This is a genomic window from Hyphococcus aureus (genome assembly GCF_042643165.1).
Lineage (GTDB): Bacteria > Pseudomonadota > Alphaproteobacteria > Caulobacterales > Parvularculaceae > Hyphococcus > Hyphococcus aureus.
This window is the reverse complement of the sequence record NZ_JBHRSH010000002.1, coordinates 1,051,090-1,070,168: the sequence shown is the minus strand read 5'-3', so window position 1 is coordinate 1,070,168 and position 19,079 is coordinate 1,051,090. Positions and strand designations below refer to the sequence as shown.

Annotated in this window: 14 protein-coding genes; 9 read left to right on the top strand and 5 right to left on the bottom strand. The window is 57.6% G+C overall.

What is annotated here, in order from left to right:
* Window positions 1-4 precede the first annotated feature (4 nt).
* Together ACFOOP_RS18105 and ACFOOP_RS18100 are read right to left on the bottom strand one after the other, a co-directional pair.
* Window positions 5-1,108: a YkvI family membrane protein gene (locus ACFOOP_RS18105; RefSeq protein ID WP_379882565.1), complete on the bottom strand. Its 1,104-nt coding sequence runs from the start codon at window positions 1,106-1,108 to the stop codon at window positions 5-7.
* Between the two features lie 39 nt (window positions 1,109-1,147).
* A complete protein-coding gene (locus tag ACFOOP_RS18100) occupies window positions 1,148-2,857 on the bottom strand; it encodes a thiamine pyrophosphate-requiring protein (RefSeq protein WP_379882564.1) in 1,710 nt (569 codons plus the stop codon).
* Window positions 2,858-3,090: 233 nt separating this feature from the next.
* Here ACFOOP_RS18100 and ACFOOP_RS18095 point away from each other — a divergent pair, with 233 nt between their 5' ends.
* The 3 genes from ACFOOP_RS18095 to ACFOOP_RS18085 all read left to right on the top strand — a co-directional run bounded on the left by ACFOOP_RS18095 (window position 3,091) and on the right by ACFOOP_RS18085 (window position 7,274).
* Window positions 3,091-4,017 carry a branched-chain amino acid transaminase gene (locus tag ACFOOP_RS18095; protein WP_379882563.1) on the top strand — a complete coding sequence of 309 codons (927 nt, stop codon included), beginning with the start codon at window positions 3,091-3,093 and terminating at the stop codon, window positions 4,015-4,017.
* A 199-nt stretch (window positions 4,018-4,216) separates the two neighbouring features.
* Window positions 4,217-6,430, top strand: a complete 2,214-nt coding sequence (locus tag ACFOOP_RS18090) for a TonB-dependent receptor (RefSeq protein WP_379882562.1) — start codon at window positions 4,217-4,219, stop codon at window positions 6,428-6,430.
* A gap of 316 nt (window positions 6,431-6,746) precedes the next feature.
* The gene (locus ACFOOP_RS18085; RefSeq protein WP_379882561.1) at window positions 6,747-7,274 is read left to right on the top strand and encodes a MarR family winged helix-turn-helix transcriptional regulator; all 528 of its coding nucleotides are present in this window, start codon (window positions 6,747-6,749) and stop codon (window positions 7,272-7,274) included.
* 6 nt (window positions 7,275-7,280) lie between these two features.
* Here ACFOOP_RS18085 and ACFOOP_RS18080 read toward each other — a convergent pair whose 3' ends face one another.
* Entirely contained in the window at window positions 7,281-8,615 is a 1,335-nt protein-coding gene (locus ACFOOP_RS18080) for an aspartate aminotransferase family protein (protein WP_379882560.1), read from the bottom strand.
* Window positions 8,616-8,622: 7 nt separating this feature from the next.
* Entirely contained in the window at window positions 8,623-9,819 is a 1,197-nt protein-coding gene (locus tag ACFOOP_RS18075; RefSeq protein WP_379882559.1) for a serine hydrolase domain-containing protein, read from the bottom strand.
* Window positions 9,820-10,130: 311 nt separating this feature from the next.
* Here ACFOOP_RS18075 and ACFOOP_RS18070 point away from each other — a divergent pair, with 311 nt between their 5' ends.
* The 6 genes from ACFOOP_RS18070 (at window position 10,131) to ACFOOP_RS18045 (ending at window position 18,311) form a co-directional block, all read left to right on the top strand.
* On the top strand, window positions 10,131-11,780 hold the full coding sequence (locus tag ACFOOP_RS18070) for an N-acyl-D-amino-acid deacylase family protein (protein ID WP_379882558.1): 1,650 nt from the start codon (window positions 10,131-10,133) through the stop codon (window positions 11,778-11,780).
* Window positions 11,781-11,792: 12 nt separating this feature from the next.
* On the top strand, window positions 11,793-12,767 hold the full coding sequence (gene dgcA, locus ACFOOP_RS18065; protein WP_379882557.1) for an N-acetyl-D-Glu racemase DgcA: 975 nt from the start codon (window positions 11,793-11,795) through the stop codon (window positions 12,765-12,767).
* Between the two features lie 354 nt (window positions 12,768-13,121).
* Window positions 13,122-13,979 (top strand): methylenetetrahydrofolate reductase, encoded by an 858-nt coding sequence (locus tag ACFOOP_RS18060; protein ID WP_379882556.1) that lies wholly within the window; start codon window positions 13,122-13,124, stop codon window positions 13,977-13,979.
* Window positions 13,976-15,043 carry a homocysteine S-methyltransferase family protein gene (locus tag ACFOOP_RS18055; protein ID WP_379882555.1) on the top strand — a complete coding sequence of 356 codons (1,068 nt, stop codon included), beginning with the start codon at window positions 13,976-13,978 and terminating at the stop codon, window positions 15,041-15,043. Before ACFOOP_RS18060 ends, ACFOOP_RS18055 begins: the two co-directional genes overlap by 4 nt.
* Before the next feature lie 3 nt (window positions 15,044-15,046).
* A complete protein-coding gene (metH, locus tag ACFOOP_RS18050; RefSeq protein WP_379882554.1) occupies window positions 15,047-17,716 on the top strand; it encodes a methionine synthase in 2,670 nt (889 codons plus the stop codon).
* A gap of 91 nt (window positions 17,717-17,807) precedes the next feature.
* On the top strand, window positions 17,808-18,311 hold the full coding sequence (locus ACFOOP_RS18045; RefSeq protein ID WP_379882553.1) for a DUF2141 domain-containing protein: 504 nt from the start codon (window positions 17,808-17,810) through the stop codon (window positions 18,309-18,311).
* On the opposite strand, the gene ACFOOP_RS18040 is transcribed toward ACFOOP_RS18045, so the two are convergent.
* On the bottom strand, window positions 18,295-19,050 hold the full coding sequence (locus ACFOOP_RS18040; RefSeq protein ID WP_379882552.1) for a sterol desaturase family protein: 756 nt from the start codon (window positions 19,048-19,050) through the stop codon (window positions 18,295-18,297). The two genes, ACFOOP_RS18045 and ACFOOP_RS18040, sit on opposite strands and share 17 nt — an antisense overlap.
* Window positions 19,051-19,079 lie beyond the last annotated feature (29 nt).

The following is a 19,079-nucleotide window of genomic DNA, read 5'->3' as shown; positions in this document are numbered from 1 at the left end:
TTGTTCAACCCGCGGTCTTGGACCGCTTGTCCGCTTGCATGATCTTCCAGACGCCCACTGTCAGCAGCGGTAAGATGAAGATGGCGATGAAGACATAGGTCAGAATACCGTAGCCTTTGGCGATAAGGTCGACCAGCCCCACAGACATGGCGAGCAGGATTGAGACGGTCAACATGACAAAGGCGACGGCGGGACGCACAAAACGCGACATCTGTGCGCCACGTTCTTCAAAGTTCGCCGCGATTCGCTCGTTGACGGAATGGATCAACCCGGCGCCGGTTTCCACAAAAGTGCCGAGCAGCATCACCTGGAACAAGATCGTCAGCCAGAAGATGCCCAGCGCGTCGAGAATATACGACGCCGGGAGGGCCGCCGATGTGATGTCGGGGTAATAGGCGGTCATTGCGATGAAAAAGAAAACTGCGGGCGCGATGGCGATGATGCCGGCAAGATAGCCTGAAGTCAGCGCCTGGCGACGGGTTTTAAGCGGTCGGATTGCGAACAGGACAACGGGAACAACTGACATGTTGTAACCCGCATAGCGCACGCCGTCCCAGAGCCAGCCAGGCGTAACCTGCTGCGTGCTGAGATTTGCGATCGCGACGTTGCCGGCTTTGGCGAGCGTCGTTGCGAGAAAGATAAAATAGACGACGTAGAGCAACAGCGACCAGACCGAGAGGAAGCCGGCGACGAGGTTTGAGCCATAGAAAACCAGCACGATGACCGCGAGAAGAAAGCCGCCTGATCCGGCGAATTTCGGCAAGCCCCAGGCCGCATGAGCGAGCTCACCCGCCGCTGCGCCAATGACCGAAAGCACGATGACCATGAACAGGAGGAAGGCGATCTCGAATAGGATCCAGAACGGTCCCAGCAAATTGCGGAAGAAGCTGCGATAGTCGTAGCTGCCGGTGACGCGAGCGAACTCGAACGAAGCGGCCAGCACAGTTCCCCAGATCGCCGTGGCGACCATCATGGAAAAAAGGCCGCCGAGTGGTCCGTGCGGCATGAAAAATTCCGCCAGTTCGCGGCCTGTGCCATATCCGCCGCCGATAACAACGGACTGGAATATCGCGCCAGGCAGAAGGTAGCGTTGAATGAATTTTTTCATGTCGTTTCCCGCATATTTTCCATTGGCGTATCTATGCAGTTAGCGTGGTTGCAACTGGACGCCCAGCACGGCGCAGCGTCCTTCCTTGCGAATCGCGGCGTATGCTTCCTCTAGTGCGTCGTCGATTTCGGCGTTTTCACGCACCTGGCGTGTAAAGGCGCCGCCTGCTGCTGCGGCGACAGCGCCGTAATCCGGAGCCGGGGCGAAGCTGATGTCCAGATCGTCAGCGCGGCTGCCTTCTCCTGACGGATGTACGGACAGCATGGAATGACGCGGTGCGTTCCAGCCATTATTGTTAAGGACGATCTGGAGGAAGGGCAGCTTGTAGCGTCGCGCCATCCAGTGTGCGGTTGAGGGGATGGAGAACATATAACTGCCGTCGCCGCCGATTGTAATGATTTCGCTATCCGGCGCTGCGAGTTTGGCGCCCAGAGCGGCGCCGGTGTTCCAGCCGAGCGATCCGCCGCCGCTGGTGAAAGCAGAGCCGGGCCGCGTCATCATCATGTGATCACAGATGGTTTTATATTCCGTGATCGATTCGTTCAGAACAATGGTGTTGTCGCTGGCGTGGCGGCGCAGACGCGACACGAAATGCGCGGCGGTGACGCCCTCCGCAGGTTGTTCAGCCGCGCGTAAGGCCGCGGCGCGTTTGTGATGACGCGTTTCAAAATAATTACGCCGTTCGGCGATAAGCGCATCGTCCAGCGTCAGTTCGCGCAGCGAGGCCGTGATTTGTTCCAGCGCAACAGCGGCGTCGGCGCGGAAGCTGCGCAGGGAGCCGATATGCCACAGCGGCATCTGCTGTTTGAGCGGATCGATGTCTATGTGAAAGACAGCCGCTTCGTCGCCGGGGCGGTTATGCGCGGCGATCCAGGGCACGTCGGTGTCGATTGCAAGTACGACATCGGCCTCAGCCAGCGCATCGTTCTGCTGCGGTTCGTTCCACTGATTGCCTTGGTATAGCGGGTTATCGTGAGGGAAGTTCATCCGGCTGGGGACGGATTCCAGCACTCCCGCGCCCAGTGTCTCGCTCAGCGCTTCAAGGGCGGCGACAGCCTCCGGCTTGCGGCCAAGGTAAGAGGTGACGATCAACGGGCGGCGCGCTCCTGCAAGTTTTTCTGCAAGCAGGCGGGCGTCATCGCCATGAAGCGCGGCGTTGCTGACAGAACGCCACTTTTCGGCGACGACTGAGCAGGGAGGGACGGTCTCTTCCAGAACTTCTCGGGCTGCTGTTACGTAAACGGGCCCTTGAGGATCGCTTTGCGCGAATTGCAGCGCACGATTGGTGATCTGCTTGATGTTGCGGCCCGTGCGAACTTCATTGGCGTAGCGGACCGAACCGCGCACAATGCCGGTCTGGTCGTGGGCGTCCTGAATCCATTGAATAAATTCGTTACGGCTGCCCGGCAGTTCGCCGTCCTGGGTGAAAGGGGAGAGCCCTGCGAAGATGAAAACCGGGGTGCGGCCGCGGTCGGCGTTATGCATTCCGCCTGCAAGAGACTGCGTGCCGCAATCCACATGCACGAATACGGCCTGCGCTTTTCCTGACACCATGGCGTGACCATGGGCGGCGCTCAGTGCGACGGCTTCATGAGGCGAGGTGATGATGCGCGGTAAGTTTATGTTCTGGCGCCGCGCCTCTGCAATTGCTTCGAGCAGACCGGCGTGATCGCTCCCGAAATTTGCAAAAATGAATTCAACGCCCGCTTCTTCGAGAGCTGTCAACAGCGCCATGCTGGCCGAATACATAGTACCTCTGTGTTGTTTTTCTGTGAGGCGCGCATTTTGCGCGGTGAAAATTTTTGTCGCTTCCCGGTTTGGAGATATGCGGAGGGAAGCATTTATCCTGTATAAAAGTTGGTAATGCAAACAAAAATTCAAACGCCTGCTTTTGCTGGACGATTTTGTAATTTGATGGTAACCAAAACTAATTATGGAAAGCCGGCGTTGTTTGCAAGCAATCCGGAAAGGGAATCCCTGTCATGCACTCAATGGAAGAAGGCGCCGGCGATATCTGGGTCGACGGTCGCTTCACGCCCTGGGCGGAAGCGAAGGTGCATATTCTGTCCTATACGTTTCAGCATGGCGCCGGCGTTTTCGAAGGCGTGCGCGCTTATGACGGTGCGCGCGGACCAGCGATTTTCCGGCTCTACGATCACACAAGACGGTTGTTCGACTCAGCGAAAATCCTCGGCATGGAGGTTCCGTTTTCGCACGAAGAGGTCAGCGCCGCGCAAATCGATGTGGTGCGCCGGAGCGGGCTGAAAAGCTGTTATATCAGGCCTGTTTGCTATTATGACGGCAAGACTGTCGGTGTCTCCGCCGCCGGCAACGACACGCATCTCGCTATTGCAGCCTGGGCCTGGGACGCTTATCTCGGCGCCGATGCGCAGGAGGCGGGGATCACGGTGAAAACCTCTTCTTATATCCGTCATCATGTGAATGCGGTTATGGGAAAAGCCAAGGCCAATGGTCATTATATCAATTCAATGATGGCGGTGATGGAGGCGCGCCGCTCTGGCTATACGGACGCCCTGATGCTCGATGCGCAGGGGCATGTGGCCGAGTGTTCCACATCGAATATTTTCGTTATTCGGAATGGCGAAATCGTGACACCGGACCGTGTCAATATACTCGAAGGCATCACACGAGACACGGTGATGACGCTGGCTGCCGATCGTGGCCTGATGGTTCACGAAAGACAGTTAACCCGTGATGAGCTTTATTGCGCCGATGAGATTTTCGTGACCGGCACAGCGGCAGAAGTCACTCCTGTAATTGCAATTGATGACAGACAGATAGCCGCCGGGACGCCGGGCGAGATCACCCGTATGATGCAGGCCGCTTACAGCGAATGCGTGCGCGGCCGCGATCAAAAACATCTCGACTGGGTGACCGCAGTCGCTTAGGCGGCGCGCATCTTTTGTCCTTTAGAAGCTTGTGACTTTCATGTGTCGCTCCCTGCCGGGCGGCGTTTTTTGCTGTGACCTAAATAGATGGCTAGAAAAACAGTTTGCATTACCATCTAATATTCGTTAGGGTGCTTTTCATAGGCAAAGGGGGCGGTGCGCGCAGAAGCGAAGCGCCGTCTGCAAAGAGGGGCTAGGCATGAAGATCACGAAGAAAAACCTGTTAATGGCGGCAGGTCTCGTCGCGCTTTGCGCGCCGGCGGCCGCGCAGGCGGAAACCGACGATGTTATTGTCGTCACGGCGCAAAAGCGCGAACAATCGCTGCAGGATACGCCGCTGGCTGTGAGCGCAATCTCCGGCGCCGATATTCAGCGCCTGGGCGCGGTTGAGTTCAACGATTATTTCCGCACGGTGCCGGGCGTTGCGGTCATTGATTACGGTCCGGGCAGGAAGCAATACATTATCCGCGGCATCAATTCGAGCCGCTTGATCGAGGGCGGGCTCGTCGCGCAATATGTCGGCGAATTTCCAATCAGCGCCGGCACTCAGTCTGATGTGCGCCTTTACGATGTGGAGCGCATAGAGGTGCTGCGTGGTCCGCAAGGCACGCTTTATGGCCGCGGCTCCATGGGCGGCACGGTGAAGACGATTCTGAAAGAGGCCGATTCCACGAAATATGAGGGTTTTGTCGAAGGGCGCCTCAGCACGACCGACAAGGGCGGTGAGAATTATTTTGTCAATGCCGGCGTTAATATCCCGCTGGTGGAAGACAAGCTCGCCATCCGCGCTGTTGGTTATTTCGAAGACCTCAGCGGTTTTATCGATAATGTTGCGACTGGTGAAAAAGACGTCAACTCAAGCGACGTACAGGGCGGGCGCGTGAATGTGCGCTGGACGCCGAACGACGTTTTCGATCTGAGTTTCACAGCATTCTTCCAGGATCAAACTTCGGATTCCCTGAACGAGGACACGCCGGGGTTCATGGCGCCGCCGTCGCGCTTTCCGCCCTTCCTGATGCGGCCATGGTTTCCGACTGGTGTAGTGCCGGGCGAGTTCGAAACGATCAAGGCGGTTAATGAATACAGCAAGGACCAGCTACAGATTTACAACCTGACCGGCAATCTCGATCTGGGCTTCGCCACGGTCACGTCGTCTTCAACCTATTTCATCACCGACCGCATCGGCGAGCAGGACATCACCGAACTTGAAGGCTACGGTGCGAAAATTTACAATTTTGGAAACGACAAGACGTTCAGCCAGGAAGTTCGCGTGACATCGCAGCCGGGTGTGTTCGAATATACAGTCGGCGGCTTCTTCCTGCATACGGGCGATGAGTTCGGCGACACCGGTCAGCAAGTTTACCTGCCTGACGAGTCGTTGTTCTTCGATCTTTTCACCAAGCTCGACTACACTGAATACGCCGCCTTTGGTGAGGTCTATTTCCATCTGACCGATACGCTGACTGCGACTGCCGGCGGGCGGATAGCCAAATATGACCGAACAGTCTCGACGACCGCGGATAATCCGGCGCCGTTTGATCCTAATCCGAACACGCGCAACCAGATCGACCAATCATCCAAGGTCTTCAAGGCGCAGCTCGCCTGGGAGCCGTCTGAAGATGCGCTGATCTACGCGATGCTGGCTGAAGGTTTCCGCGCCGGCGGTTTCAACGCTATCGCGCAAATCGATCCGACCGGATCTATTCCTTATGAGTTCGGTTCTGACTCTCTGCGCACTTATGAGATCGGCGCCAAAACGACTTGGTGGGACGGTCGTCTGACCGCTAATTTTGCGGCCTATTATACCGACTGGTCTGACGTGCAAGTGGGCACGCTGGGTGGACCGCAAAGCGCGTTCGTTTACACCAGCAACGCCGGCAAGGCGTCGGTTATCGGTTTCGAGGGCGAATTGAACGCCGAGATCACGGAAAACCTCAGCCTCGCTGGAACGTTCTCCATTCAGCAGGCGGAGATCGACGAGGATCAGCCTGGTTCGTGTACGGCCGACGAGCGCATCACTATGAACCCGAGCTGTGCTTTCGGGCCGGGAAGTTTCCCGGGCCTTGCGGGTGATCGCCTTCCGCTGGTGCCTGAGCAGACATTCTCCCTGCAGGCGCATTACCGCGCGCCGATAGGCGATGGGTTGAACGCGTTCTTTACACCGATCTTCTCCTACACAGGCGGCAGCTACACCTTGTTCCGTCCGGAAGATCCGCTGAACCGTAAGAACGGGGCCTATACATTGCTCAATCTTCGCGGCGGCGTAGAGTTCAACGACTGGACGGCGACGCTGTTCGTTGAAAACGCCACCAACAAGCGGGCGCGCCTTCTGGTCAACAACATCAGCGGTTTCGACAAGGTCAACGTCAACCGCCCGAGAACGATCGGGATCAGCCTGCGCAAAGACTTCTAAGGACCTCTCTCCGGGGTGTCGGGCCGGAGCGACAAGCGCGCTCCGGCCATTCTTCGCCTGCTCAAGCAGGCGCCAGAAACAAAAGCCCGCGCATCTGCTCTTGCGGATGCGGGGTTTTTGCATGGGTCGCGTTCGGCTTTATTGTATACGTTCGGCTGGTGGAAAGTTAGATGCCGGTTAATTGACAGTGATGATTGAGTCTGTTTTTAGCGGCTTCCCTCTCGCCATCCGGCGGGGATCGCGGTAACACGGCGCTACATATGACATGGTGCGCTTAAGGCCAGCCATTCGGTCAGGGACAACGACAGGACGCAAGTTGAAAACCGCCAACGCAAAGACTAAGATCAAGTCGGCCAAACCCGCTCGCGCTAAACCCAATGCCGCCAGCGAGCCCGAAGAAGAGGCGTCGACTGACATTGAATTTGGGTCGTTGCCGACACTGGTCGGCTATCGCGTACGCCGCGCAGGCAGCGTGCTGTTTCAGACTTTCAGCGAAGCCTTGCGTGAGGAGCAACTTGCCCCGGGACAATACAGCGTGCTCTTGTTGATCGGTCTCAATCCGGGCCTCAGCCAGATGCGTCTGGCCGAAGCGACCGGCATTGACCGATCAACTATTGTGCCGATCATCAGCCGTTTCGTGAAGATGGGGTGGGTGCGACGGGTGCGCCGCAAGGAAGACCGCCGGGTTTATTCGTTGCGCCTGACGCCGGCCGGGGAGGCGTTGATCGCCGCGGCTCAGCCGAAAGTTGAAATGCATGAAAAGAATTTCGCCGGCGTGCTGACCAAGGCGGAAAAGAAAACCCTGATTGAACTGCTGGCGCGGTTGACCGGGGATGAAATCTGACCGGCCTTATCGGGGCAGGAGATTTTCCGCTTCAAGCATCTTGCCGGCTTCGATAAGCGCGGCGCACAGCGTCTCAATGTCGGCTTCTTCATGCGCAGCGCTCAATAATCCGCTGCAGCGCGTATTCACATCGACGCCGAGCAGGTTGAGGGCCATGCGCAGCCGGTTGGTCAGGGGCTGCGGGCGCGGAAGGTAATCCTTGTAGGTCATATCTGCGCAAGGCGTTTCCGTAAATAAAACATGGAAAATCGAAAACGCACCGTAAAAATGAAATGGGAGATTTTCCGAGCGCGCGGTTTCGTTGAGCCGGCGTCGCGCGAGTTCGCCAAGCGCATTGACCCTATCGCATGCATTTATGCGCTGCAGTTCGGCGAGCATGGCGAGGCCAGCGGCCATGGAAACCGGATTGCCTGTAAAGGTGCCCTGATGCAGAACTTTGGTCTTGCCGCCGCGCCGTGCGGGATCGGCGGATAGCAAATCGAGAATGTCGGCGCGGCCAGCCACGGCGCCCCCCGGCAGCCCGCCGCAAAGAATCTTCGCCAGTGTCGTGAGATCTGGCGCAAGGCCGTATATTGATTGCGCGCCTCCCGGCGCGACGCGAAAGCCGCTCAATACCTCATCCAAGATGAATAACGAGCCAGTGTTTTTCGCTGCTGCTTCGATTTTGTGCAGGAAGTAGGGGTTTAGCGGGACGACGCCGAAATGCGTTCCGACCGGTTCGATCAGGAAGGCCGCGATATCGCCGCCGAAACGGGCGACCGCGTCCGCGAGCGCATTCTCGTCTCCCGGCGGCAGCAGAACGGTCTCATCCGCAATCGCACTCAAGACGCCCGGCGCAGGCGAGCCGTCGAATTCACCCGCATAGCCGGACGCCGCGTGATCGTGCCAGCCATGATAGTGACTGGCGAAGCGCACGATTTTTCTGCGGCCCGTCGCAGCGCGCGCAAGGCGAATGGCGAGCAAGGTGGCTTCTGTGCCTGAGCCGGTGAAGCGCACGCGTTCCGCCGAAGGCACAAGACGAATGATCTCGCGCGCGAGATCGATTTCCAGCGGTTGGTTCGCGGCGAACTGTACGCCCCGGGCGAGAGCGTCCTGCGCCGCCTTCACAACGGCCGGCGGGCAATGCCCAAGCAGGTTGGCGCCATGACCACCGAAAAAGTCGAGATACTCGTTGCCGTCCACATCCCATTTGCGGACGCCTTCGGCTCTGTTCACATAGATGCCGTAGGGGTCGAAAATGCGGGTGTCGGTGACAACGCCGCCCGGCAGGACGTCGGGCGCTGCTGAGGCGAGGCTCGCGGAACCACGAGTCTTCGCCAGATATTGCTCAAGAATGGTCACGGCTGCTCTAGCGTTTGGGCGGTTTATATCCGGCAAGCTCCAGCATTTTGTCGATAGCGACCTGGCTGCCCCAGTCGATGTTGGAAAAGACGATCATCTCATAACCGTCGGGATAGGACAGGGTCATCGTGCTGATGCCCAGAAAGCCGCCGCTATGGCCGTACGCTCCGTCGACGAGCTGCATGCCATAACCATATTCCGGCGACATCGGCTTCGGGCTGGTGAGAAGCGCGACTGTTTCCTTGCTGACATGATCGCCGCGTTTGAGCGCTTCAAGAAAGCTCAGCATGTCGAGCACGGTGGAAAAGGAGCCGCCGCCGGGTCCGCCCCGCACCACATGGTCTAGGATATTGTTGGTGAAAATAGGATTATAGCTGTTGGCGAGGCGTGTGCGCTCGGCCATCACTGTCACCATAGTTCTGTAGTCGGGGTTCTTCGGCGGATTGCCGTTCGGCAACTCGCGATCAGGCTTGCGCGCATAGCCTTGCGCATAGCCGTGATTGATATGATCGAGATCAAGCGGCGCCGTGCGCGTCATTCCGGCAGGAATGAAAATGTGCTCCTTGATATAGTCCGGATAATCCTGGCCCGTGACCGACTCAATGATCGCGCCTAGCAACAGGAAGCCTGTATTGCTGTAGGACCACTGGCTGCCCGGTTCAAAGGAAAGCGCGCTGTCAACCACCAGTGGTTTGAAGTCTTTCACTTCCCGGAACAACAGGCGAGAGGATTCGATATAGCGTTCGTTGAAATAGCCCGACAGCCCGCCCGTGTGGCTTAAGAGGTTTGAGACGGTGATTTTTTTCGCGATTTCGGGATCGAGCCATGTTTCATCGAGAAACTTGTCGATCGTATCGTCATAGGAGAGCCGGCCCTGTTCGACGAGTTGCGCGATGGAGACGGCGGTGAACATCTTGCCGGCGGAAGCAAGATTGAACTGGGTGTCGACTGTGTTGGGTATGGAATATTCGCGGCTCGCCGCGCCGTAAGCGCCCTGAAACAATGGGCGGCCGTCCTTTGCGATCAGAACCGCGCCTGAAAAAAGATTGTCCGCAGCTAGCGCCTTGAACGCGTTGTCGAGCTCTTCATCGGTGCGCGCGCAGGGGCCTTCGAACAGGGCTGAAGGGATGGATTGCGACGCTTCTAGCGAGCCGCTGCAGGCGGCGGAAACAGAAGGGTTTGTGTTTTTTGCGCCTGCGGCCATGCTTTCTACCGGAAAGAGACATGCGGTTGACAGAACCAGCGCTGATATAAAGCGCGCGTTCCTGGGATTGTTGCGGAAAGTCTGCGTTGAAGTCTGGCTTTTCATTGATTTCCTCGTGGATGCGATGCGCCGGCCGGGATGGTACTGTCTAATAGATGGTAATGCAAACAAATTAACAGATTCCGCTTCTCGTTTCACTGTCTTTTCGGGCGCGCATCAGCCGCTCGGTTGATTTTGACAAAAAAGATGGTAATGCAAACAATATTGCTTCGGCCTGCGCCGGTAGGCGAGGCGACAGGAAAGGGCGACTAATGGGATTGAAGATTTATGCAGCTTTCGGCGTGGCCGCGTCGCTGCTCATGGCGGCGCCGGCGCAAGCGGAGAACGCGGACATTCTGCTCGTCGGCGGCGCCATTATCGACGGAACCGGAAAGTCTCCGCGCCGCGCTGACCTCGCCATCAAGGGCGAGCGTATCGTCGCCGTCGGCAAAAACCTGAAAATGGATGCGCTGCAAACGCTGGATATCAGCGGGCTGATGGTCTCGCCTGGCGCCATCGATCTGCATAATCATTCCGAATATGCGTTCGGCTCTGTCGAAGGCGCCAATCTCAGCGAAAAAACATTGCGACAATGCGTAACGACCATCGTGATAGGCCCGGACGGATCTTACGATCCAGAACGATTGCGCGGCATTTTTACGACCGTCGACAAAATCGGTTCAGGTGTGAATGTAGCCTTTTTCGTCGGCCATAACGGCATTCGTGAGAATGTAATGGGCGATCGCCAGAATCGCGCGCCTTTGAAGGATGAACTGACGCAGATGGCTGCGCTTGCCGATGAAGGCATGAAAATGGGTGCGGTCGGGCTCGCCACCGGGTTGATGTATTCGCCGGGTGTTTTCAGTGAAACCGATGAGGTGATCGCATTGGCGAAAATGGCGGCGCCTTATGGCGGCGTATACAGCAGCCATGTGCGCGATCCGCATAGCGCGCTGTTGCAGTCGAACTGGGAAGCGATCGAGATCGGCCGCCAGGCGGGGGTGCCCGTCAATCTCACCCATTTAACGACGCCAGGCAAACACCATCGCGGTTTGATGAAAGCGGTGATTGAGCAGGTCGAGGACGCCAATCGCGACGGCGTCAGGGTCACGGCCGATCAATATCCTTATCCCGCGGTGGCGACGGTGAAGCTGTGGGATGTTTTATCCTTTCCTGAAGGCGTTTCCGTTTCAAGCCTCGCCGACGTGCGTGCGCTGTTGCGCAACCCTGAAGAGCGCGCGCGCCTGCGCCACGAAACAGTGACCGGCGGGGCCGACGGTTTCAGCCATTACAAGGCGTCTGGGGCATCATCGCTCTATATTCTCGATTGTCCGGGCTGCGAGCAATATGAGATGCGCTTTATTTCCGAAGTTGCGGCGGACGAGAATATCGACGGCTTCGAAGCTGTGGCTGAACTGCTGATGGAGGCGCAGGGCGATGTGATTATCAGTGTCGGCGGCTTCTATGAAGAAGACATGGTCGATCTGCTGAAACAGCCCTGGGCGATGGTGGCGAGCGACGCCTATCCGAAATTCGACGAGGCGAGCGTCGTCCATCCGCGCGCATTTGGAACGTTCCCACGTATTTTCGGAAAATATGTTCGCGAGGATGGTGTGCTGTCTCTCGGCGAGGCGGTCCGCAAGATGACCTCAGCGCCTGCGGATTTTACGGGATTGAAAGAGCGCGGACGCATCGAAGAGGGGGCTTATGCGGATCTGTGCGTCTTCGACGCCGACGCCATCGCTGACCGATCGACGTGGGCGGAGCCGATGCTGATGCCGGTCGGCGTTGAGCATGTGCTGGTCAACGGCGCATTCGCGATCCGGGACGGCGAAGCGACTGGTGACCCCCACGGTGTCATCGTCAAGCGTGAATTGAAAACGTCGCCGGTTCCAGCGCCGCACAAAAAAAGAAAAAAATAATCGGAGACAGGGATGCGCATCGACGTCAAGCGTGTGGACTGGGCGCTGAAAACGCCCCTGAAGATCGCCAATTATAGCCAGTCAGTCATCGAAACCGTCCAGGTTTCGCTGAACGATGCGGGAGCCACAGGCCGCGGCGAGGGGATTCCGGTTTTCTATCGCGGAGAAACGGCGGACACGATGGTGGAACAGCTTTCCGCAATCGCTGGTGACATTCGCAACGGCGCCGGGCGCGCTGAGTTGCAGTCGCTCATGCCGGCGGGCGGGGCGCGTAATGCCGTCGACTGCGCCTTCTGGGACCTTGAAGCCAAGAGGACTGGCCGACGGGCGTGGTCGCTCGCAGGCGTCAATGCGGTGAAGCCTCTGAAGACTGTTTTCACCCTCAGCGTCGATGATCCGCAGGTGATGGCGGCGCGCGCAAAGGAAGCGACGTATGATGTCTTCAAGTTGAAACTCGATGGCGGCGCCGATCTCGACCGGGTCGCAGCGGTGCGCGCGGCGCGCCATGATGCGGTCATTGTCGTCGACGCCAATCAATCATGGACATTTGAACAGCTTTGCGAATGGGCGCCGCGGTTCTACGAGCTAGGCGTTGAATTGATCGAGCAGCCCTTGCCTGCTGGTGGCGACGGCGCTCTCGCTGATTTTGAAAGCCCGGTTCCGCTGTGCGCCGATGAATCATGCCAGACTGCGGCGTCGCTCGGCGACATTCGCGACCGCTATCAGGTGGTCAACATCAAGCTCGACAAGGCGGGCGGTCTCACCGAAGGGTTGCGCCTTGTGCGAGAGGCGAAGACGATGAACCTGCGCCTCATGGTCGGTTGTATGGCCGGTTCATCGCTCTCAATGGCGCCGGCGTTCATTATCGGACAATTCTGCGAATTTGTTGATCTTGACGGCCCGCTTCTGGCGGAAACGGATATGGAAAACGCCATACGCTACGATGGCAATATGGTCGGGCAGCCTGAAGCTGCGCTTTGGGGGTGACTTTGCGTGCAAGGCCGTAATCGTCATTGATAAGCTGGGCGATCCCCTGATCACCCGGGACCGACCTACCCTGGGGCCAACATGTCCAGGAAATGCGTGCTCTTGGCGATGCCTTAATGGATCTTCCGGCGCAGTCTGCCGCTAGCTCATCGCACCAGCATTCCCCCATAAAACCACCCTCGGCCCAGGCTCGCCTCGCAGGCGCTTTTTCTGTCGTTCAGGAAAATTTATGTGCAGCGCAGAAAAATGCGCTTTCCAATCATATAAGGATATGTTTATATCCTGATGGTATATGTGGTATATATACTAATAGGATAAAAATAGTCGTAAAAACAATAAATTGGGCCGCCGCACATGAATCAGCCAGAGATTTCTTTCGAATTATTCCCGCCCAAGCGGCCTGAAGGGGCACCAAAAATCCTCGATGTGGCGAGAGAACTGGCCGCGCTTGAGCCCGGCTTTATTTCCGTGACCTATGGGGCGGGCGGCTCCTCCCGGGAGCGAACGCTGGGCGTTGCCGCCGCGCTCGCGGGGGAGGCTCCGACAGCGGGGCACATTACCTGCGTTTGCGCCTCCCGGGCTGAAATCGACCAGGTCCTCAAGGAGTACTGGTCTTCCGGCGTTCACCGCATTGTGGCGTTGCGCGGCGACCCGGTTGAGGGGATTGGCGCGCGTTATGAGCCCCACGAAAATGGTTACGCTTATGCGGCCGATCTTGTCGCCGGGGCGAAGCGGGTCGCCGATTTCGATATTTCCGTGGGTTGCTACCCTGAAACCCACCCGGAAGCGCGCGGACTTCTGGACGAGCTTGAAAATCTGAAACGCAAATTCGACGCCGGCGCCGATCGCGCGTTGACGCAATTCTTTTTTGAGCCGGACGTCTTTTTACGCTATCGCGATGCGGCGGCGGATTTCGGCATTAGTAAACCCATTACGCCAGGCATCATGCTGCAATCGAATTTTAACGGATTGCAGAAAATCGCCCGCCTTTGCGGCGCGTTCACACCGCTTAAAGTCATGCAGGCCTATGAAGCTTGCGGCGACAATGCCGAAGCGCGCGATCGCGCAACAGTGGAGATCGCAACATCGATCTGCGCGCGGCTCGCTAGCGAGGGCGTCGAGGCGTTTCATTTCTACGTCATGAACCGTGCGCCGCTCGCTATTGAGGTTTGCCGCAACCTTGGCGTCGGCAAAGACAGGAGAGCCGCATGAGCGACCGCCAGAAAAGAATAGCCGCCCTGAAGCAGGCGGCGAAAAACCGCATCCTCATTCTTGATGGCGGTTGGGGCGCGATGATCCAGCGCAAGGGTTTAGAAGAAGCGGACTTTCGCGGCGATCGCTTCGCCGATTATCAGGGCCACATGAAGGGCAACAATGACGTTCTTTGTCTTACCCGTCCTGAAGTCGTCATAGACTTGCATGACACATTTTACGCCGCCGGCGCCGACATTTCCGAGACCAACACCTTTTCATCGACGGTGATCGCGCAGGCCGATTATGACCTTGGCGCGCAGGAAGTTATCGACATCAATCGCGAGGGCGCGCGTCTCGCCCGCGCGTCCGCTGACGCCTGGACCGCCAAAGAACCGGACAAGCCGCGCTTCGTAGCGGGCTCCATCGGGCCCTTGAACAAGATGCTTTCCATGTCGCCCGATGTGAACGATCCGGGCGCGCGCGCCGTCACCTTTGAAGACGTTTACGACGCCTACCGGATGCAGATCGAAGCGCTGAACGAAGGCGGCGTCGATATGTATCTGATCGAGACCATCACCGACACCTTGAACTGCAAGGCGGCTTTGAAGGCGATCATGGATTTCGAAGCCGAAGGGATGGAGGCCTTGCCGATCTGGATTTCCGGCACCATCACCGACAGATCCGGGCGAACGCTTTCCGGTCAGACGGTGGAGGCGTTCTGGAATTCGGTGCGCCACGCAAAGCCTTTTGCGGTGGGTTTGAACTGCGCCCTCGGCGCCGATTTGATGAGGCCGCATATCGCAACACTGGCGCGGATTACGGACACGCTTGTGGCCGCATACCCCAATGCCGGCCTGCCTAACGCCTTCGGTGAATATGAAGAAACGCCGGAGGCGACGTCGGCCATGCTTGGCGAATGGGCGCAAAGCGGCCTCGTCAATATTCTTGGCGGCTGTTGCGGCGCGACCCCTGAACACATCGCCGCCATCGCCAATGCTGCGCAGGGCGCGGCCCCGCGTGAAATTTCCCAACGCCCGCGCGCCATGCGCCTGTCGGGCCTTGAACCTTTTGAGGTCGCCTGACCCATGTCTGAACAAACAGCCACTTTCATCAATATCGGCGAACGCACCAACGTCACCGGCTCCGCCGTCTTCCGCAAGATGATCACAGAAGGGCGCTACGCCGATGCGGTGGAAGTTGCGCGCCAGCAGGTTGAGAACGGCGCGCAGATCATCGACGTCAATATGGATGAGGGTATGCTTGACGGCGCGCTCGCCATGCGGACCTTTTTGAACCTGATCGCCGCAGAGCCTGACATCGCCCGTGTGCCGGTGATGATCGACTCATCGAAATGGGAGGTGATTGAGGCGGGCCTTAAATGCGTGCAGGGCAAGGCAATCGTCAATTCGATTTCCCTCAAAGAGGGTGAAGAGCCGTTCCTGAAACAGGCGCGCGAAATCCTGTCTTATGGCGCCGCGACAGTGGTGATGGCGTTTGACGAGAAAGGCCAGGCCGAGACGGCCGACGATAAACTGCGTATCTGCCAACGTGCTTATGATCTTCTGACCAAGAAAGTCGGTTTTCCGCCCGAGGACATTATCTTCGATCCGAATATTTTCGCGGTCGCCACCGGCATTGAAGAACACAATGATTACGCCCGCGCGTTCATTGACGCCGCTGGGCGCATCCGCAAGGCGATGCCTGGCGTGCATGTCTCTGGCGGTCTTTCCAATGTATCGTTTTCTTTCCGTGGCAATGAGCCGGTCCGGCGCGCCATGCATTCGGTCTTTCTATATCATGCGATCAAGGACGGATTGAATATGGCCATCGTCAATGCCGGTCAGCTCGACATCTATGACGACATTGAGCCGGATTTGCGCGAGCGCGTTGAAGATGTAATCCTCAATCGCCGCGAGGACGCGACCGAACGCCTTTTGGAAATCGCTGAACGTTTTCGCGGCCAGAAAGGGCAGGTGCAGGAAAAAGACCTCGCTTGGCGCGAAAAGCCCGTGCGCGAACGTCTTGTTCATGCGCTGGTGCATGGCGTTACTGAATATATCGATGCAGACACAGAGGAAGCGCGGCTCGCCGCCGAGCGGCCGCTCCATGTGATCGAAGGCCCGTTGATGGACGGCATGAATGTCGTCGGCGATCTCTTCGGCGACGGCAGGATGTTCCTGCCGCAGGTGGTCAAATCCGCCCGCGTCATGAAACAGGCGGTGGCGCATCTGCTTCCCTATATGGAAGATGAAAAGGAAAAAGCGGGCCTTGCTGGTAAATCCAACGGCAAGGTTATCATGGCGACGGTCAAAGGCGACGTCCATGACATCGGCAAGAACATTGTCGGCGTTGTGCTTCAGTGCAACGGCTATGAAGTTATAGATCTCGGCGTCATGGTCCCGTGTGAAACCATTCTCGACACGGCGGAGAAAGAAAACGCCGACATTATCGGCTTATCGGGTTTGATCACGCCATCACTGGACGAGATGGTGTTTGTCGCCGCTGAAATGCAACGGCGCGGCATGAAAAAACCCTTGCTGATCGGCGGCGCCACGACATCGCCGGCGCATACGGCGGTGAAGATTGAACCCGGTTACGACGCCGCGCCAACCATCCATGTGGCTGACGCCAGCCGGGCGGTGGGCGTTGTCTCCAATCTGTTGTCGGATGAGGCGCGCCCGAAACTCTGGGAAGAGACAAAGACAAAATATGCGCAGATGCGCGCGTCGCGCGAAGGCGGCGGTCCGAAAGAACGCCTGACGCTGGAAAAAGCCCGTGCGGCGCGCTTCCAGCCGGACTGGAAAGCCCAAGAGCCTGCCAAACCTTCCTTCATCGGCGCGCAAGCGGTTGATGGCGTTTCGCTGGAAGACGTCGTGCCGTTTATCGACTGGACGCCGTTTTTCATGAGCTGGGATATGCCGGGCCGCTATCCGCAAATTCTGGAAGACACCAAGCGCGGCGAGGCGGCTCGTGAGCTTTGGGCGGACGGGCAGAAGATGCTCGACCAGTTGGTGACGGAAAAATGGCTGACCTTGAAAGCTGCGGTCGGATTCTGGCCAGCCAATGCGGAAGGTGACGACATTGCGCTCTGGGCGGGCGAGAATCGCGACTCCGAACTTGCGCGGTTCTTCACCTTGCGTCAGCAGATTAAAAAGAAAGAGGGCGCCAATGTCGCGCTTTCCGATTTTCTGAAACCCAAAACCGAAGGCGCCGATTGGATCGGCGGCTTTTGCGTGACGGCCGGTCATGGTGAGGTGGAGCGCGCCGAAGCGTTCAAGGCGGCCCATGACGATTATTCCTCAATCATGGTGAAGGCGCTGGCCGACCGATTCGCGGAAGGCTTTGCGGAATATCTCCATGCGCGCGTGCGCCGGGAGTTCTGGGGATATGCGCCGGAGGAAAACCTATCTGCAAAGGATTTGATCGCGGAAAAATACGCCGGCATTCGCCCGGCGCCGGGATATCCGTCTCAGCCCGATCACACGGAAAAGACGACGCTGTTTGATTTGCTGGATGCTCCGGAGCGGGCGGGCGTGAGCCTGACGTCGAGCTACGCCATGACCCCGCCGGCGAGTGTTTCAGGACTCTATTTTGCGCATCCTGATTCCCACTATTTCGCCTTGGGCAAAATCGAGCAGGATCAGGTTGAGGATTACGCCCGCCGCAAGGGCTGGGACTTGCTAACAGCTGAGCGCTGGCTCGGCCCGGTCCTGAACTACAACCCGAATCGGGAATTGCTTTCCAAAGCGTCATAATTCACGACGATCTAATCTCCCCTGAACGCTTTGCCTGAGCGGCGGTCTCTGCAATGATGCCGTCGCGCTGTGGGAGGCGAGGGAGAGAAGAATGAGAAAAAGCGTCCTGGGTTGGGGGCTCGCCGGTGTTTTGCTCTCAGGGGCTGTTGCCTTGGCTGAAGAGGAAATTTCAATTGCATCAATCAATGAAGGCGAGACGGAAGCTTCGTCCGAAACAATCTCTGACACGCCGCTCGTTCTTGACCTCCTGATCGCGCATCTGGGCGAGGGGGAAGGGCCGGTACGCATTAGCATCGAGACCGAAGGAAGCTGGTTTGTCGATGGCGCTGAACCATTTCGCACCTTTACCCTGCCGCGTACGCCGGACGGCGAGGTTGCGCTGCATGTGGATGACCTGCCTCCCGGCGATTATGCGATCAGGGTGTTTCACGACGAAGACGGCGATAATAAGCTGAACCGCAGGTTCTATGGCCCGCCGAAAGAGCCTTATGGATTTTCCGGTGAAAAAACCGACCGGATGATGCCGAAATCATTCGATTACGCGAAATTTCACTTTGACAAGCCAATGCAGATGACAATCACTTTGCGCGGATAGGCTCTGCGACGCCTTCATCGGTTTTCATCAGCAAATCCCAAAAGCGGAAATAGAGACCGTAATTGGCATTGTAATTTGTGTGGTGAACATTGTGGTGGCTCGCGGAAATAAAATGCGCGCCAAACAATCCTTTCACCCAGCGTTCTGGAACAATCTCCCATCCGGCATGATTTGCAACGCTGCAATAGGTCATAAAAACAAGCACAAATAAAACCGCACCCACATGGATCGGGATGAACAGCGCCGCCGCGGGCAATATCCAGGCGGAGATGATCGCCTCCCACGGGTGAAAGGAAAACGCCGCCCATGGCGTTGGCTGACGGGAGCGGTGATGGGCGAGATGCGTCGCACGAAAGAGTTTCGGATGATGCATCAGGCGATGGGTCCAGTAAAAATAGGTGTCATGAATCATCAGATAGATGAAGACGCTGACCGGAAGATAGAGCCAGCCCATAACGCCGTTAATGGGCCCGGCGTAGATCGCCGTGCCGCCATGACGAAACATCTCAAACACAATCGCGCCGGGCGCCGCATAGATAGCAGATGAGGCGAGCGACATTGTGATTTCATGCCGCACCGTTTTAGCTTCTGGCCGGCGGTCGGCGAGGCGGCGCGCGCCGACCTTGTCTTCGGGCCGACCCCAGAGCAGAAAATAAAAAAGACCTGCGATGATGATATAGCGCGCCCAGATGATCGCCGTCAGCTCAAGATAGGTAACAGCGAGGGCGGGAAAGGTCACGAATGAAGGGCCTTGTTATTAGCAGCGAA

Coding starts and splice junctions, on each gene's coding strand:
- ACFOOP_RS18090 (WP_379882562.1), top strand. CDS start 4,217: ATGAAGATCACGAAGAAAAACCTGTTAATGGCGGCAGGTCTCGTCGCG.
- ACFOOP_RS18070 (WP_379882558.1), top strand. CDS start 10,131: ATGGGATTGAAGATTTATGCAGCTTTCGGCGTGGCCGCGTCGCTGCTC.
- ACFOOP_RS18075 (WP_379882559.1), bottom strand. CDS start 9,819: ATGGCCGCAGGCGCAAAAAACACAAACCCTTCTGTTTCCGCCGCCTGC.
- dgcA (WP_379882557.1), top strand. CDS start 11,793: ATGCGCATCGACGTCAAGCGTGTGGACTGGGCGCTGAAAACGCCCCTG.
- ACFOOP_RS18095 (WP_379882563.1), top strand. CDS start 3,091: ATGCACTCAATGGAAGAAGGCGCCGGCGATATCTGGGTCGACGGTCGC.
- ACFOOP_RS18105 (WP_379882565.1), bottom strand. CDS start 1,108: ATGAAAAAATTCATTCAACGCTACCTTCTGCCTGGCGCGATATTCCAG.
- ACFOOP_RS18045 (WP_379882553.1), top strand. CDS start 17,808: ATGAGAAAAAGCGTCCTGGGTTGGGGGCTCGCCGGTGTTTTGCTCTCA.
- ACFOOP_RS18055 (WP_379882555.1), top strand. CDS start 13,976: ATGAGCGACCGCCAGAAAAGAATAGCCGCCCTGAAGCAGGCGGCGAAA.
- ACFOOP_RS18100 (WP_379882564.1), bottom strand. CDS start 2,857: ATGTATTCGGCCAGCATGGCGCTGTTGACAGCTCTCGAAGAAGCGGGC.
- metH (WP_379882554.1), top strand. CDS start 15,047: ATGTCTGAACAAACAGCCACTTTCATCAATATCGGCGAACGCACCAAC.
- ACFOOP_RS18060 (WP_379882556.1), top strand. CDS start 13,122: ATGAATCAGCCAGAGATTTCTTTCGAATTATTCCCGCCCAAGCGGCCT.